The organism is Pseudophaeobacter sp. (genome assembly GCF_048267565.1).
GTDB classification, from domain to species: domain Bacteria; phylum Pseudomonadota; class Alphaproteobacteria; order Rhodobacterales; family Rhodobacteraceae; genus Pseudophaeobacter; species Pseudophaeobacter profundi.
Map to the genome: position 1 here is coordinate 201876 of NZ_JBLWXG010000003.1, position 15173 is coordinate 217048.

15 protein-coding genes are annotated in these 15173 nt (G+C 59.9%); 3 read left to right on the forward strand and 12 right to left on the reverse strand.

What is annotated here, in order from left to right:
• Positions 1-42: 42 nt before the first annotated feature.
• The 3 genes from ACN0VH_RS09535 to clpS form a co-directional block, all read right to left on the reverse strand.
• Positions 43-846 (reverse strand): SDR family NAD(P)-dependent oxidoreductase, encoded by an 804-nt coding sequence (locus ACN0VH_RS09535; protein WP_278923326.1) that lies wholly within the window; start codon positions 844-846, stop codon positions 43-45.
• Between the two features lie 138 nt (positions 847-984).
• Positions 985-1986 carry a class I SAM-dependent methyltransferase gene (locus tag ACN0VH_RS09540; protein WP_278923327.1) on the reverse strand — a complete coding sequence of 334 codons (1002 nt, stop codon included), beginning with the start codon at positions 1984-1986 and terminating at the stop codon, positions 985-987.
• A gap of 25 nt (positions 1987-2011) precedes the next feature.
• Positions 2012-2335 (reverse strand): ATP-dependent Clp protease adapter ClpS, encoded by a 324-nt coding sequence (gene clpS, locus ACN0VH_RS09545; protein WP_408635993.1) that lies wholly within the window; start codon positions 2333-2335, stop codon positions 2012-2014.
• A 108-nt stretch (positions 2336-2443) separates the two neighbouring features.
• Here clpS and ACN0VH_RS09550 point away from each other — a divergent pair, with 108 nt between their 5' ends.
• The 3 genes from ACN0VH_RS09550 to ACN0VH_RS09560 all read left to right on the forward strand — a co-directional run bounded on the left by ACN0VH_RS09550 (position 2444) and on the right by ACN0VH_RS09560 (position 5571).
• Positions 2444-3163 carry an HAD family hydrolase gene (locus ACN0VH_RS09550; protein ID WP_417700493.1) on the forward strand — a complete coding sequence of 240 codons (720 nt, stop codon included), beginning with the start codon at positions 2444-2446 and terminating at the stop codon, positions 3161-3163.
• Positions 3164-3249: 86 nt separating this feature from the next.
• On the forward strand, positions 3250-3576 hold the full coding sequence (locus ACN0VH_RS09555) for a hypothetical protein (RefSeq protein ID WP_278923329.1): 327 nt from the start codon (positions 3250-3252) through the stop codon (positions 3574-3576).
• Between the two features lie 360 nt (positions 3577-3936).
• Positions 3937-5571 (forward strand): D-alanyl-D-alanine carboxypeptidase family protein, encoded by a 1635-nt coding sequence (locus ACN0VH_RS09560; protein WP_278923330.1) that lies wholly within the window; start codon positions 3937-3939, stop codon positions 5569-5571.
• Between the two features lie 130 nt (positions 5572-5701).
• Here ACN0VH_RS09560 and ccoS read toward each other — a convergent pair whose 3' ends face one another.
• From ccoS to ccoN, 9 genes are all read right to left on the reverse strand, one after another.
• Positions 5702-5860: a cbb3-type cytochrome oxidase assembly protein CcoS gene (gene ccoS / locus ACN0VH_RS09565; RefSeq protein ID WP_232403010.1), complete on the reverse strand. Its 159-nt coding sequence runs from the start codon at positions 5858-5860 to the stop codon at positions 5702-5704.
• 31 nt (positions 5861-5891) lie between these two features.
• Complete coding sequence (locus ACN0VH_RS09570; RefSeq protein ID WP_278923331.1) at positions 5892-8072, reverse strand: heavy metal translocating P-type ATPase; 2181 nt, start codon at positions 8070-8072, stop codon at positions 5892-5894.
• 7 nt (positions 8073-8079) lie between these two features.
• A complete protein-coding gene (locus tag ACN0VH_RS09575) occupies positions 8080-8544 on the reverse strand; it encodes a FixH family protein (RefSeq protein WP_278923360.1) in 465 nt (154 codons plus the stop codon).
• A gap of 4 nt (positions 8545-8548) precedes the next feature.
• Positions 8549-9994 (reverse strand): cytochrome c oxidase accessory protein CcoG, encoded by a 1446-nt coding sequence (gene ccoG, locus ACN0VH_RS09580; RefSeq protein WP_417700496.1) that lies wholly within the window; start codon positions 9992-9994, stop codon positions 8549-8551.
• A 122-nt stretch (positions 9995-10116) separates the two neighbouring features.
• Positions 10117-11001 carry a LysR family transcriptional regulator gene (locus tag ACN0VH_RS09585; protein WP_278923333.1) on the reverse strand — a complete coding sequence of 295 codons (885 nt, stop codon included), beginning with the start codon at positions 10999-11001 and terminating at the stop codon, positions 10117-10119.
• Positions 11002-11675: 674 nt separating this feature from the next.
• Positions 11676-12545, reverse strand: coding sequence for a cytochrome-c oxidase, cbb3-type subunit III (gene ccoP, locus ACN0VH_RS09590; RefSeq protein ID WP_278923334.1), 870 nt, complete (start codon positions 12543-12545; stop codon positions 11676-11678).
• The gene (locus tag ACN0VH_RS09595) at positions 12542-12754 is read right to left on the reverse strand and encodes a cbb3-type cytochrome c oxidase subunit 3 (RefSeq protein WP_278923335.1); all 213 of its coding nucleotides are present in this window, start codon (positions 12752-12754) and stop codon (positions 12542-12544) included. Before ACN0VH_RS09595 ends, ccoP begins: the two co-directional genes overlap by 4 nt.
• 12 nt (positions 12755-12766) lie before the next feature.
• The gene (gene ccoO, locus ACN0VH_RS09600) at positions 12767-13495 is read right to left on the reverse strand and encodes a cytochrome-c oxidase, cbb3-type subunit II (RefSeq protein WP_278923336.1); all 729 of its coding nucleotides are present in this window, start codon (positions 13493-13495) and stop codon (positions 12767-12769) included.
• A 13-nt stretch (positions 13496-13508) separates the two neighbouring features.
• The gene (gene ccoN, locus ACN0VH_RS09605) at positions 13509-15119 is read right to left on the reverse strand and encodes a cytochrome-c oxidase, cbb3-type subunit I (protein ID WP_278923337.1); all 1611 of its coding nucleotides are present in this window, start codon (positions 15117-15119) and stop codon (positions 13509-13511) included.
• Positions 15120-15173: the final 54 nt, after the last annotated feature.

Genomic DNA, 15173 nt, shown 5'->3' on the forward strand with positions numbered 1-15173 from the left:
CAAGTTTAAGCCCAGATCAGGAATGTGACGTCGTCTGGCAAATTAATGAACTGGTGCTGCGACCGGGTCCAGCAGGGTGCGACCGCCATCCAGCGTCATGATCTGTCCGGTCATAAAGCCCGAAGCCTCTGAGGCGAGAAACTGCGCCGCTTCGGTCAATTCGGTCGGAGAGGCAATGCGACAGAGCGGCGTGTGCTCTTCGATATCTGCCCGATAATCGCGGTTGTCCTTCAGCGTCGACTGCATAGAGGCGCTCATGACTGAGCCAAAGGCGATGGAATTCACCCGGATCCGGTGCGGTGCCAAAGACACCGAGAGCGAGCGGGTCAGTTGATCCAGCGCCGCCGAGGCCACAGAATAGGCCAGCAGTTCGGGGTGGGTACGCCGGGCCGCAATGGACGACAGGTTGATGATCGCGCCCAGGGGACCAAGATCATCCCGCTCTTCGCCCTGTTTGATCATCCGCCGCGCCACCTGCTGCGACAGGCGCAGGGTCGGCAACAGGTTCTCTGTAAGCAAGAGCTCCAGCGAGTCATCCTCGGGGTCCAGCGGATCACTTTGCACCACCTGGCGGGCACCATTGACCAGGATATCGACGTCATCAAAGGCATCGATAGTGGCCGAAAGCAGGTTGGCAATGGTCAGCCGTTCACGCAGATCCCCCGCGAAATAGCGGATATTGCTATCCTCAACCTTGGCGCCGAGTTCGCTCACCAGTGCGGCCTCGTTGGTGTCGGCGAACATCACATTGGCGCCGGCTGCAACAAACTGGCGGCCAATGGCCAGGCCAATACCGGTCGAGGCCCCCGTAACGATGGCTGTCTTGCCGGAAATGGAAAAGGACATGCGCGGCATACTCCCTGGGTTTGATTTTGGTTGCGAGCCTAGCCCCCGATGCCCGGTTTGGAAACGGAGAAGTGTTGGCCGCAACGTGGATCTATCTGAAACTGGCCGCGCGGGCAAAACCGCGCGCGGCGGCGCGGCCTAGGCCTTGATCCGGCGCGGGCGCTGCGCGTGCAGCACCTTGAACCGGGTATTGCCAGCCACTTCGCTGACCGCTGCGAACCGGGCCTCAAGAACGGTTTCATAGGGCAGGTGCCGGTTCGCCACCATCCACAGATGCCCCGAAGCCACCAGCATATCCGCCGCCGCCGCAATAAAGGCCTGACCCAATTCTGGCTCGGCGCTGCGTCCGCTATGGAACGGAGGGTTCATCACCACGGTGTTCACCGCTTCTGCCGCTTTCCACTTGCGGGCATCCGCCCAGTGGAACTGGGCGCGGCTATCGCTGATATTCTGCCGGGCACAGCCCAGGGCCGTATAATCGGCCTCGACAAGTTGCAGCTGCTCGACCCCGGTGCGGGCCAGAATTTGCGCTGACAGATAGCCCCAGCCAGCCCCAAGATCGACAACTGAGCGCCCCAGCTTTTGCGGCAGGCACTCTGCCAGCAGCGCCGAAGCCGGATCAATGCCATCGGCAGAAAATACCCCCGGCGCAGTGGTGAAACCTGCGACCTCTGCCACAGCTTCACAGCTCCAGTCTGCCAAGGCGTTGTTGCCGCCCTGGAACCAGAAGATTTTGCCATGCGCCTTTGATATCGGCGCCGAGGTCTCGGTGAGTTTACGCAGGTTTTTCAGAATCGAATCGATACCATCCGTCTTGGCTCCATCCACCAGAACCGGGCCTGTGGTCACAGCCGCGGCCTGGGCCACCAGAAGACGGGCCTCGGCCTTGGCACGGGGCAGAAAAACCACCGCAGCGGCAAAGCGCTCGGCCTCTGGCAGATCGGCCAGTCCAGGCAGGCAGGTAAAACCGGCGGCCTCATGGCTTTCATATTCAGGGCGTCTTGGATGCAGGATCAGCACCCGCTCCTTTGGCAGGGCTGACAGATCCAGATCAGCATGCGGAGAAAAGACGGCGATGCGGCCCTCATCGGGCACGGCGCAGCCACCCGTCTCAAGGGCAAGGGACAGGCGCAGGGACATAACAGGTGCCTCTTTCAGTTTGATTTTATTCTTCTTTTTCCATCGTGCATTGCAGCGGATGCTGATGACGGCTGGCAAAATCCATCACCTGACCAACCTTGGTCTCGGCGATTTCATGGGTAAAGACCCCCACCACTGCAAGCCCCTTTTTATGCACGGTCAGCATGATCTCGAAGGATTGCGCGTGTGTCATGCCAAAAAACCGTTCGAGCACCAGCACAACAAATTCCATCGGCGTGTAATCGTCATTCAGCAACAGCACCTTATAGCGCGGCGGGCGCTGGGTCTTGGGACGCGTCTTGGTCAGCAGGCCAAGATCGGTCTCATCGTCATCCGAAAATTTGGACATCCTAACAGGCAGCAACGGCATCGGCTTTTGGTTCCAGTCATGAGTGGAATTCTATTCCCTGCTTATATAGCGTAAAGACAGCCTAGGAAAAGGGATTGACGCAGCACTGTGACATGCAATTTGACAACCATTGGTTTTGATGCCGACGATACCCTTTGGCACAACGAGCGGTTTTTCCGCGTCACCCAGGACCGCTTTGCCGCGCTTTTGCTTGATCACACCCCGGCGTCGCTGGATCGCACCGGGCTGGAACGCCGCCTGCTTGCCGCAGAAAAGCGCAACCTCGGGCGCTATGGCTACGGCGTCAAAGGCTTCACCCTGTCGATGATCGAAACCGCCATCGAGGTGACCAACCAGAGGGTTCCTGCTGCGGTGATCCAGGAGCTGATCGTGGCGGGGCAGATGATGCTGACTTATCCGATCGAGCTGCTGCCCCATGCCCGCGCCGCTGTCGAACAGCTGGCCGATCACCACCGGTTGATCCTGATCACCAAGGGCGATCTGCTGGATCAAGAGCGCAAGCTGGCCCAGTCTGGCCTGGGCGATCTGTTTGACGCGGTCGAAATTGTCTCTGAGAAAACGCCGCAAATCTACCATGAGATCTTTACCCGCCACGCCGAGGGGCCAGAGCGCGCCATGATGGTGGGCAATTCCATGCGCTCGGATGTGGTCCCGCCGATCACGGCGGGCGGCTGGGGCATCTATGTCCCGCATGGCCAGATCTGGGAGGTGGAGCACGCCGAGCCCCCCAGCGACAGCCCCCGCTACCACACGATAGAACACCTGGGCCAGCTGCCAGACCTGGTTGCCAGGATCAATGCCATCTGAGCGCGACACCCCGATGCGCTGGCGGGCACACCCAATTGCACCGCCCCATCATCCGACACAAAACCCCATCAGACAGGACAGGCCCAATGCCCCATGCCGAGCTCAAATATTCTGACGATCTGAAGATCGACAGCGCCGCCATTCTGGCCCGGATCGAGACGATCATCCAGAACCATGATGCCGGTGCCGGGCTATGCAAGGGCCGCGCCTATCCCATCGCGCAATACCATCATAGCCATGTCACCATCAGCGTGACCCTGCTGGTCAAAGCGCACCGCGACACCGACTTTTCAAACGCACTGCTAAGCCAGCTGAACCAGGAAATCGGCGCAATGCTGCCACGGCCTTGCGAATTTTCGCTCGGGCTACAGTATTCCACCCCGTTTTACGTGACCCGCCGCTTGACGGCATAACCCCGCCCCATCCGCACTGCATGCGCTATGGCTGGAACAGCCTGCTATACATGACCGATACCGCCGCAGCTTGGGCGAATCGATACCGGAGAGGGGCAAAATGCGTGGCCAATCGGCACCAGCTTGTTAAAAATTGCCCCTGCGTCCGCCAATAAACCACCTCAGATAGCCGGAATTTTATTCACACTTTATTAAGACAACGCCGATCTAGAAGCGCCACCTCCCGGCCTTACTACATGTAGCGAAACCGGGCGCTGCCTGGCTGATCACTACGGTTTATTTCAACCGCACAATATGCTAGCGTTTATGGATAGCAGGCAAAATCGTCAGCCGGAAAACCGGCGGCATAGAGGCAAAAAAATGGCAGTTTTTGAGCAGATCAGGTGTGCTCACCTGATTCGCGGACAGCGGGTACACGCCCGGTTTGTGCTGTGGATCGTGAGTGTTTTTCTCACATTTGGGGTGGTTCTGCTGCCCCCGACCCCGACACAGGCAGCACCCTACGCCGCCATGGTTGTGGATGCCCGGACCGGCGAGGTCTTGCATTCGCGCAACGCCGACACCCGCCTGCACCCCGCCTCCCTGACCAAGATGATGACGCTGTACATTGCCTTTGAAGCCGTGCGGAATGGTGAAATCTCTCTGGATCAAAAAGTCCTCATCAGCCGCAATGCCGCCGCTGAACCCCCCTCCAAGCTGGGGCTGAAATCCGGCCAGCGCATCGCCTTTCGGTATCTGATCCGTGCGGCTGCCGTGAAATCCGCCAATGACGCCGCCACCGCAATCGGCGAGGCAATTTCTGGCTCGGAGGCGGCGTTTGCCCGGCGCATGACCCGCACCGCCAAGGCGCTAGGCATGTCGCGCACCACCTTCAAAAACGCCCATGGGCTGACTGAATCTGGCCATATGTCCACCGCCCGCGACATGACCACCATGGGCCGCCACATTCTGTACGACTATCCCGAATATTATAACCTGTTCTCGCGCAAGACAGCGGATGCCGGGGTGCGGACTGTACCCAATACCAACCGCCGCCTGCTCGCCTCTTACCGGGGGGCGGATGGGATCAAGACCGGCTATACCCGCGCGGCCGGCTCCAACCTTGTGGCTTCGGCCAAACGGGGCAATGAACGCGTCATTGCGACCGTCTTTGGTGGCAAATCCTCTACCTCGCGCAATGCCAAGATCGCCGAACTGCTGGACCTGGGCTTTCGCCGTGCCCCATCGCGGGCCCGTGTACGCGCCCCTGCCCTGCCGGCCTATGTGGGCAATAGGGGCCTGGATGTCTCTACCCAGGTGGCCAGCAATGGCACGGCAGGCAAAACCGTGCGCGTCAATGGCCTGGTTTCCACTAGCCTGCGTCCCCAGGGCCGCCCCGCAAGTGTCGTAGAAGACGAAGCACCAGTCTTGGTCGCCAGTGCGGAAACCGCAAACGAGGTGGAAACCGCAGCAGAGGACACAATCGCGCTGGACCCCGCAGTGCTGCAGGCCAGCATCTCGGCCGCGATGGCCGAAGCCGAGGTTCTGCCCGCCGCAACAGGATCGGCCCCCTCCGCCGATGGCGAAGCGACCACAACACTGGCCATCGCGCAGGTCGGGGAACAGGCTGAGACACCGGCTGCGGCACCCGCCGTGCAGGTGCGCCCCTATACCGGGTTGCGGCCAATGGCCCGCCCAACCCAGCTGGCCCGCGCAGAATCTGCCAGTGCGGCGGCGGCTGAACCCATCGTGATTACCCGCCTGTCCACCTCTGGCGGACGCTATTGGGGGATCAATGTCGGGCGCTACACCAGCCGCTATCAGGCGGAAAAAGTGCTGCTGCGCACCGCCCTGTCGGAAATGGAGACCCTCGATGGTACCCTGCGCAAGGTGGCCCAGTCGCGCCTTGGCTTTGACGCCAATTTCCTGGGGATGAGCAAAGAAGGCGCCGAACTGGCCTGCCGCCGCCTACGCGCCCGCAACATCAGCTGCGACACCCTAGGCCCATCGTCCTAGCCGCCCGGCGCATGGAAATACCACCGCCGCCGGGGCTTTGCCCGTGACGCACAAGAACAAAGGCTCCTTTTCAACAAAGGAGCCTTTTGTGTTTCCTGGCCCAGGCCAGTTCCATTCCGGTTGGTCGTCATCAGGGCTTGGGGTGATCATCCCATTCTTCACTTAGGATGCGGCGTGAATCGCCTTCCGGATCATCATACTGATTGGATCGCACCGTATAGATAAAGGCCACCAAAGCGCCGCCACCCAGCAGCAGGGATATGGGGATAAGATAGGCAAGAACGCTCATGGTCTGGTCCTGTCGGTCAGGCCCTGCCGCCCTATTTCAGGCGCAGGGCATTCAAGGATACGGTAATGGAAGAGGTAGACATCGCCAGCGCCGCGATCAAGGGCGTTGCAAAACCGGCGATGGCAAGCGGCACCGCCACCACGTTGTAAAGGGTTGCAATGCGAAAGTTTTCGCGGATGCGTCTTGTTGCCTTACGGGCCAGAACGCAGGCCTCGGCAATGGGTTCAAGATCTTGCCCCAGCAACACGATATCCGATGCCACCCGCGCCGCATCCAGCGCAGAGGCCGGCGAGATCGACACATGTGCCGCCGTCAGCGCCGCCGTGTCATTCAGCCCATCCCCTACCATCAAAACCCGATGCCCTTGATCAGACAGCGCCTGGATTCGCGTTGCCTTATCCTTGGGCAAAGCCTCTCCCTGCCAGGTCTTGATCCCGAGACGGGTGGCCAGATCCGCCACTGCGGCGTTGGTATCGCCAGACATCAGCAGCACCTCTTTGCCTGCCGCCTGCAACTGTGCCACCGCCTGCGCAGCGCCGGGGCGCAGCGCATCGTGAAACAGAAAAGCACGCGGAGCCGTGCCATCCCCCCTGTCCAGCCAAGCCGCCGTCTGCCCGCCCTGCTCTGCTCCGAGCCAGCCGGCACGGCCAAGGCGTACCTGGCGCCCCTGAAACAGGCCTTCGGTACCATAGCCGGGATGCTCTTGCAGGGCACTGATCGCGGCCGGATCGACGCCGACTGCCTGTGCCGCCCCGGTAAGGGCCTGCGACAGGGGATGGGCCGACCCCTGCGCCAGGGCCAGCGCCAAGGCCAGATCGGCATGCGAAAAATCATCCAGGTTTTCCAACTGCGGTGTGCCTGCTGTCAGGGTGCCCGTCTTGTCAAAAACAACGGTATCGACCTCGGCCAGCCGTTCCAGCGCGGTGGAATCCTTGATCAACATGCCGCGTTTGAACAGCCGTCCCGAGGCAGCCGTGGTCACCGCCGGCACCGCCAGCCCCAGCGCACAGGGACAGGTGATAATCAAGACGGCGGCGGCAATATTCAGCGCCATGCGCAGATCGAATGTGTACAGATACCAACCTACAAAGGCCAAGGCTGACAGAATATGCACCCCCGGCGCATAAAGTTTTGCCGCCCGATCCGCCAAGGATGTATAGCGCGAGCGCCCAGATTCAGCGATGGCGACAAGATCCGCCATCCGGTGCAGCGAGGTGTCCTCGCCCACCGCTTCGGCCCGAACCACCAGCGGCCCGGTCAGATTTACCTCACCGGCAGAAACCTGCGCCCCCGGTTCAACAAAGACCGGCAGCGTCTCGCCCGTCAGCAAAGAGCGGTCCAGCTCGGACTGGCCCTCGGTGATGCAGCCATCCACCGGCATCCGCCCACCAGGGCGCACCAGAATCAGATCATTCAGGGCCAGATCCGCCACTGGCACTTCGACCGGCACACCATCCTGCATACGCAGGGCGCGCGGCACCTCTAACGCCGCCAGTTCCTCTGCTGCGGATCGCGCCACCGCGCGGGTGCGATAGTCGAGATAGCGCCCCGCCAGCAAAAAGAAGGTTAGCGTCAGAGCCGCATCAAAATAGGCATGCTCGCCCGACAGGCTGGTCTCCCACAGCGAGGTGATCAGCGCCAGCGCCAGCGCCAGAACAATCGGCACATCCATATTGAGCCGCCCCACCCGCAGGGCGCTCCAGGCATTGGTAAAGAAGGGTTTGCCAGCAAATATCACCGCCGGAAAGGCAATCGCCGCCGAGATCCAGTGGAACATATCGCGGGTTGCATCCGATGCCCCGGACCAGACCGAGATCGACAGGAGCATCACATTCATCGAGGCAAAGCCGGCAACCGCCAGCCGCATCAAGAGATCCCGCCCGGCCCGGTCGCTTTGGGTGGCGGCAAGGCTGGCCAGATCCAGCTCATGCGCTTCAAATCCCAGGCCTTCCAGCACCGGGATCAGATCGGCAGCGCGCAGATCTGGATCTGCCTCGATCAGGGCACGCTTTAGCGTCAGGTTGACCCGCGCGGAATGAATGCCCGGATGGGCATTCAGCCCCCGTTCCACCGTCGAGATACAGGCCTGACAATGGATCGTCGGCAGCGATAGCGCCAGGCGCGCCTCGCTTGGGGCCTGTTCCGGCACCTCTGACGGGGCTGCGACGCAGCCGGGGCATACGGCCATCGCGGGGCGCATCTGAGCTGTCATATCAAGCCTATCCCTTTACATGCAGGATCACCCGCTGGGTGAATTCGACACCATTCTTGGCCCGTGCCACCATGCGAATGTTCCAGTTGCCCGGCCCCAGATCCGCCGGGGCGACATAGGCGGTGCCGTTGAACTGAAAATCGGGTTTCTGGTCGTCCTTGACATGGGTGGCCCGCCCCAGCGTCGCGCTAAGCTTTGCCACCTCAACCGGCTGCCCTTCGGCATCGGTGATTTCCAGCATGACCTGATCCTCTTGTGCCGAGGCATAGACCGACCAGCCCAGGGATTGCTGCGCCGAGCGCCGCACGTCAAATTCCTGACTGGCGACATAGGAGTTTTTCACCTCCAGCCCCGGAAAGGTATTGATCGCATTATAGGCCAGCGCCAGATTGACCCCAATGATGACCGTAAAGGCACCGCAAAAGACCATCAGCGCATGTCGACCAGTAAATTCTCGTGTCGTTTTTGCCATCTGGTCAGTTTCCTTTGCCATTGAAGGTGGTGTCCTTATAGGCCCGATCCCCGGTGATCAGATCTTCGACCCAGATCCGCACCGGCGTCGCCTGCGCGCTGGTGGGCGCTGCGCCTTTGGGCGTCACGATATAGACCCGTTGAAGGTAGGCGGTATCCGCCGGAACCTCAACCGAAGCATAGGGCGTGCCTTCCAGCTGGATCCGCATGCTTGGGTCCCCTTTCAGCGACAATTCAAAGGGCCGTGGTTCGCCATGTTTGTTGCGCAGGCGCACATCGTAGGTGTTGCGCACCGAGCCATCCGAGAGGGTGACAAAGGTGGGATTACGCACCGGCGCCACGGTCAGGTCGATATCGGAGCGGATGAACAGGGCAAAAACCAGCGCCAGCCCCACAAAACCCCACATCGCGGTATACATGATGGTACGCGGGCGCAGGATATGTTTCCAGATGTTCTTGGGTGGCTGGCCTGCGCGTTCATGCGCCTCATCCGAGAGCGCCATATAGTCGATCAACCCGCGTGGCTTGCCAATCTTTTCCATCACATCATCGCAGGCATCAATGCAGAGCGCACAGGTGATACATTCCAGCTGCTGGCCATCGCGGATATCAATCCCCACCGGGCAGACATTGACGCAGGCCATGCAGTCGATGCAATCGCCCTGGGGCGGCTCTGCGATTTCGGCCTTGCCCTTGTTCTTGTGCAGCTTGCCACGTGGTTCGCCACGCCAGTCACGGTAGCCTACAACCAGGGTGTCTTCGTCCATCATCGCGGCCTGAATACGCGGCCAGGGGCAGGCATAGATGCAGATCTGTTCGCGGGCGATGCCCCCGAAGAAGAAGGTCGTCGCGGTCAGAACCAGCATGGTGGTATAGGCAATGGGATGCGCCTGACCGGTCACCAGATCAACAAACAGCGTGGGCGCATCGGCAAAATAGAACACCCAGGCACCGCCCGTTGCCAGACCAATCAGCAGCCAGGACAGCCATTTGGTCAACCGCAGACGCGCCTTGCGCAGATCCATCTTTTTCTGCCGGTGCAGCCGCAGGCGGGCGTTGCGATCGCCTTCGATCCAACGTTCAACCAGAATAAAAAGGTCGGTCCAGACGGTCTGCGGGCAGGCATAGCCGCACCAGACCCGCCCCAGCGCCGAGGTGAACAGGAACAGCCCCAGCCCCGCCATGATCAGCAGCCCGGCGACAAAGTAGAATTCATGCGGCCAGATTTCGATCCAGAAGAAGTAAAAGCGGCGGTTGGCCAGATCCAGCAGCACTGCCTGATCCGGCAAAGACGTGCCTCGATCCCAGCGTATCCAAGGAGTTATGTAATAAATCCCCAGGGTAATCACCAAGATATACCACTTCAGATTGCGAAAAGCCCCAGAGACGCGCCGTGGAAAAATAGGTTCTCTGGCGGCATAGAGGCTGGGGGCGGGATCGGAATCACTCACGGACTCACTCCACTGAATTTGTGTCTTGTGTTGCGGTTCTTTCAAATCTTGCGAGGCTGCTCTTTGACGTGGATCAAAAAAGCACATCAGACAGGCATCTTTATAGCCAGCCCGTGTTTGCCCTAGGTGATTGTGCCTGAATTTTTATGCCGCCGCAGCCAGGAAATGAACAGGCGCAGCTGGCGCCGCTGCACCCCGGGGCGGGTTACTATATGGTAGCCCCGATCCTGATGTTCAGTGAACAATTCCACCAGCCGCCCCGCCTGCAAATCCTCTGCGACAAAGGCTTTTACCCCCACCGCGACGCCCTGGCCGTCGCGAACGGCCTGCATCAACAGATTGCCCGGCAATTTGATGCTGGCCCCCCGAACCGCCTTTGCCACCCCGCGCGAACGCAGCCAGAGATCCGACTCGGTGGTGCCCAGTTCTTCCAGCCAGGGATAATCAAGCAGATCCTCGGGGCAGTGCACCTGCCGCCCCTGCAACAGGCTGGGATTGGCCACCACCACCATGGGCGTCGGCAGCAGCGGTTCACATTCCAGGCCTGGCCAGTGGCCAGCGCCATAGCGCAGGGCAATATCAATGCCACCAGGCTGCAATTCGACCAGTTCACCACGCGGGTCGAGAACCAGGTCGATTTCGGGGTGTTTCAGGCGAAATTCGGCAAGGCGCGGCATCAGCCAATTGGCGGCAAACATCGGGGTGCAGCTGATATGCAAAGGGCGGGCGGCCCCCTGGGCGCTAATATCCTGCACCGCCGATTGAACCGCACCAAAACCCAGCAACAATGCCTGTGCCAGATGCGCGCCCTCTTGTGTCAGTTCCAGGCTGCGATGGCTGCGATCCAACAGCGGCGCGCCCAGGTGATCCTCCAGGCTGCGCAGCTGTTGGCTGATGGCAGCATGGCTGACATTCAGGGCCATGCCGGCCTTTGCGATATTTCCATGCTCTGCATAGGCGCAAAAGGCCCGAAGGGCCGCGAGTGGCGGTAGCGACAGCCAGTCCATATGTAACCTCAACTTACATAACTACATTCTTCCTGAGTCGCATGTCACGCGCCGTTTGACCAGAGTGAAGACACAGAACACCAGCATAGGAGGTTTCAAGATGCTGACTGATATCTACGCCCGCTCCTTGTTGACTGCGACCCGGCACAGCCAGGTGCCCCTGAGGGATCTTCCCAAGGCCAGCCCGCCCCGGCGCAGAATCGTCCCGCTGCTACGTGCCCTCAGGCTCTGGGGGACAGCCCGCATTCCGGCGCAACCGGTCTGCCAGCCTGCCTGCTGCGGTGAGGTCAAAAGCCTATGACCCCTATGGCAAAAGCCTTGGCCATTCGGCTAGCAGCCTCGGGCTAGGGGTCGGTGTTGGGTGGATCCGGTGAGAGCAGGAAAAGGCGTCGGCTTTTCAGGAAACGCGCGAACAGATCGAAAAGCCGACGCCGACGCCCAAGAATCCTACAGGGAATCCTTGGGATCTCCGGCTGATCAGCCCGCCATTCCCCCAGCGCGCTGTCTCAGCCTGCGTCCTCCTGCCTTTCAATAAAGCCGGTTTTGTCGCCTGGCGAATTGACCTCTGTCAAATGGGGCCAGAAATATTACCGCTCCGCCAGATCATTCACACAAAAAGGGCCGCCCCAGGGGGCGGCCCAAACTGTCATCAGCGCATCCGTGCCAGGCTGCGATTATTCGCCGCCACCCAGCTGGTGCACATAGGCCGAAACCGCGCGAATCTCTGCCTCGGTCAGGCGGGTGTTCCAAGGTGGCATCACCCCATAGCGGGAATTTGTCACCGTCTCGGTCAGGGTGGCGTAATCGCCGCCATAGAGCCAGATCGCATCCGCAAGATTAGGCGCGCCCTGGCTGCGATCACCGCTACCGTCTTCCATGTGGCAGGAAGAACAGTTGTCTTCAAAGACAACGGCCCCGGCAGCGACCGCCGATGCGTCCTGTGGTTCACCCGAAAGCGACATGACAAAGTTCACCACCTGGTCGATTTCGTCTTTCTCCAGCAGTTCATCACGGCCAAAGGCGGGCATTTCGGAATAGCGCGCATCGTCGCTCTCCTCATTCCGGATCCCGTGTGAAACGGTTGTGTGGATCTCCTCAATAGAGCCCCCCCACAGCCAATCATCGTCCAACAGGTTGGGATAGCCCTTGGCACCAGCCGCACCAGATCCATGGCACTGGGCGCACCAGGTCTTGAACACTGCAGACCCCGCCGAGACCGCATAGGGCCCCATATCGGCATCCCCGGAAATGGCAGTCAGATCGGCCGCTTCCAGTTTGGCGTTCATCGGCGCGTTGGCCTCTTCGACCGCCGCGATTTCAGCGGCAACATCCGCGCGTGTCGACCAGCCCAACAACCCAGAGGTGGCCGAGTTCACCATTGGCCAGGCCGGGTACAGAATGGTGTAGCCAATCGCCCAGACAATGGTTGCATAGAGGGTCCAAAGCCACCAGCGCGGCATTGGATTGTCGAATTCTTCAATCCCGTCCCAGCTGTGGCCAGTGGTGTTGGGATCGTCATCGTATTTCTTGACGGGTTTGCTCATGTCCGCGCCTCCTTATGTGCGGCGGGTGTCGCCTCGGCCTCGTCGGGGGCCGGAGCGTCTACGTGGCGAAAGGGAATGCTGGCTGTGTCCTCATAAACCGCTGTGCTGCCTGGGCGGAACGCCCAGATCACAACCAAGGTGAAAAACGAGAACAGAAACAAGAGCATCCAGCTATCTGCGAATTCCCGCAGGAGGGTGTAGATTTCCATCTGTATGTCTCCTTAGCGGCTTGCGTCGGGGGTGAAGGTCGAGAAATCAACCAAAGTCCCCAGCATTTGCAGATAGGCGATCAGGGCATCAGCTTCTGATACACCTGGTTGGCCATCAAAGTTGCGCACGCTGACCTTGTCGCCATAGCGTTCAAGCAGGCCATCGTAATCGGAATCCGGATCGGCCTGGGCCTTAAAGTCGGCCTGGGCACTGGCGATCATGTCATCGCTATAGGGCGTGCCGACCATGGCATTGGCCGCCATAAGATCCCCGATGTATTTGCCATCGACGTGGGCACGTTCCAGAAAGCCATATTTAGGCATGACTGATTCCGGCACCACAGCCTGCGGGTTGCGCAGGTGGTCCACGTGCCATTCATCCGAATAGCGACCACCCACACGGGCCAGATCCGGCCCGGTCCGTTTTGACCCCCACTGGAAGGGGTGGTCATACATCGACTCTGCCGCCAGCGAGTAATGGCCGTAGCGTTCGACCTCATCCCGCATCGGGCGGATCATCTGGCTGTGGCAGGTGTAACAGCCTTCGCGGATATAGATGTCACGCCCTGCCAATTCGAGAGGCGTGTAAGGGCGCATGCCCTCGACCTCTTCGATGGTGTTTTCCAGCCAGAACAAGGGTGCGATCTGCACCAGCCCGCCAATGGTCACAACCAGAAAGCTGCAAACCAGCAGAAGCGTCGCGTTGGTCTCGAGGATTTTGTGTTTGTCGAGAATGGACATTTGCTATCCCTCCTTATTCTGCCGGAACCGAGACCGTAAGGCTCGCTTCTTTGGCGGGGGCACGACGGACTGTCATCCACAGGTTGTAGCACATGATGAGCGCACCAGAGAGGAACATCACCCCACCAAGACCACGCACGATATTCATCGGTTTCTTCGCAGCAACCGTGTCAGCGAAAGAGTTCACCAGGAAGCCATTGGCATCAACTTCGCGCCACATCAGGCCTTCCATGATCCCGGTCACCCACATCGAGGCGGCGTAGAGAATGATGCCGATTGTGGCGAGCCAGAAGTGCCAGGAAACCAGGCTCAGGCTATAGAGACGCTCACGTTTCCACAGAACCGGAACCAGGAAGTACAGAGCACCAAAGGTGATCATGCCGTTCCAACCCAGCGCACCGGAGTGCACGTGACCAATGGTCCAGTCAGTGTAGTGCGACAGCGAATTCACGGCGCGGATCGACATCATCGGGCCTTCAAAGGTCGACATGCCGTAAAAGCCGATCGAGATCACCATCATGCGGATAACAGGATCGGTGCGCAGCTTGTCCCAGGCGCCAGACAGCGTCATCAGACCGTTGATCATCCCACCCCAGGAGGGCATCCACAGCACGATCGAGAACACCATGCCAAGGGTCGAAGCCCAGTCAGGCAGCGCAGTGTAATGCAGATGGTGCGGACCAGCCCAGATATACAGGAAGATCAGCGCCCAAAAGTGGATGATCGACAGTTTGTAGCTGAACACCGGACGTTCGGCCTGCTTTGGCACAAAGTAGTACATCATGCCAAGGAAGCCCGCAGTCAGGAAGAAGCCCACGGCGTTGTGGCCATACCACCACTGCACCATGGCATCCTGCACGCCAGACCAGACGATGACCGATTTGGACCCCCAGATCGACACCGGAATGGTCATGTTATTGACCAGGTGCAGCATCGCAACGGTGACGATAAAGGCCAGGTAGAACCAGTTGGCCACATAGATATGCGGTTCTTTGCGTTTGATCACGGTGCCAAGGAAAACCGCCAGATAGGCAACCCAGACAATGGTCAACCACAGGTCAACATGCCATTCGGGCTCGGCGTATTCTTTCGACTGGGTGCCGCCAAACAGGTATCCGGTTGCCGCCAGCACGATGAACAGCTGATAGCCCCAGAACACGAACCAGGCCAGATTGCCCCCCCAGAGGCGCGCGGCGCTGGTGCGCTGCACGACGTAGAAAGATGTCGCAATCAGCGCGTTGCCACCAAAGGCGAAAATCACCGCCGAGGTATGCAGAGGACGCAGCCGACCAAAGTTGGCAAAGCCCTGCGCCCATTCAAAGTTCAAGCCCGGAAAGGCCAGCTGAAAGGCGATAAAGGTGCCGGCCAAAAAGCCCACGACCCCCCAGAATGCGGTGGCGATCACGCCAGCCCGGACGACACTGTCAAAATATTCGTTTTGCGGGCTTCCCCCGGCTGGTTTGGCTTCGCCCGTATGGCGCAGCGTGTACAAAAACAGACCACCCGCCACGAGCATGACGATAATCGCATGCACCTGATAGGCTAAATCCCGCGCATAATTGGTCCCGATCATCGCAAAAAGCGTGACCAAGCCAAGCGCTATCAGCTTGATATAATTAGACATATTACGTCCCTTCACCATGTCTCCGCGATTCTTGCAGTCGCGTGAAACCCATCT

Excerpts from the sequence above, each read along its gene's own strand:
- ACN0VH_RS09540 (WP_278923327.1), bottom strand. The coding sequence starts at position 1,986 with ATGTCCCTGCGCCTGTCCCTTGCCCTTGAGACGGGTGGCTGCGCCGTG.
- ccoS (WP_232403010.1), bottom strand. The coding sequence starts at position 5,860 with ATGAGCGTTCTTGCCTATCTTATCCCCATATCCCTGCTGCTGGGTGGC.
- ACN0VH_RS09560 (WP_278923330.1), top strand. The coding sequence starts at position 3,937 with ATGGCAGTTTTTGAGCAGATCAGGTGTGCTCACCTGATTCGCGGACAG.
- ACN0VH_RS09555 (WP_278923329.1), top strand. The coding sequence starts at position 3,250 with ATGCCCCATGCCGAGCTCAAATATTCTGACGATCTGAAGATCGACAGC.
- ccoO (WP_278923336.1), bottom strand. The coding sequence starts at position 13,495 with ATGTCCATTCTCGACAAACACAAAATCCTCGAGACCAACGCGACGCTT.
- ACN0VH_RS09595 (WP_278923335.1), bottom strand. The coding sequence starts at position 12,754 with ATGGAAATCTACACCCTCCTGCGGGAATTCGCAGATAGCTGGATGCTC.
- ACN0VH_RS09575 (WP_278923360.1), bottom strand. The coding sequence starts at position 8,544 with ATGGCAAAAACGACACGAGAATTTACTGGTCGACATGCGCTGATGGTC.
- ACN0VH_RS09570 (WP_278923331.1), bottom strand. The coding sequence starts at position 8,072 with ATGACAGCTCAGATGCGCCCCGCGATGGCCGTATGCCCCGGCTGCGTC.
- ccoN (WP_278923337.1), bottom strand. The coding sequence starts at position 15,119 with ATGTCTAATTATATCAAGCTGATAGCGCTTGGCTTGGTCACGCTTTTT.
- ACN0VH_RS09535 (WP_278923326.1), bottom strand. The coding sequence starts at position 846 with ATGTCCTTTTCCATTTCCGGCAAGACAGCCATCGTTACGGGGGCCTCG.
- clpS (WP_408635993.1), bottom strand. The coding sequence starts at position 2,335 with ATGTCCAAATTTTCGGATGACGATGAGACCGATCTTGGCCTGCTGACC.
- ACN0VH_RS09585 (WP_278923333.1), bottom strand. The coding sequence starts at position 11,001 with ATGGACTGGCTGTCGCTACCGCCACTCGCGGCCCTTCGGGCCTTTTGC.
- ccoP (WP_278923334.1), bottom strand. The coding sequence starts at position 12,545 with ATGAGCAAACCCGTCAAGAAATACGATGACGATCCCAACACCACTGGC.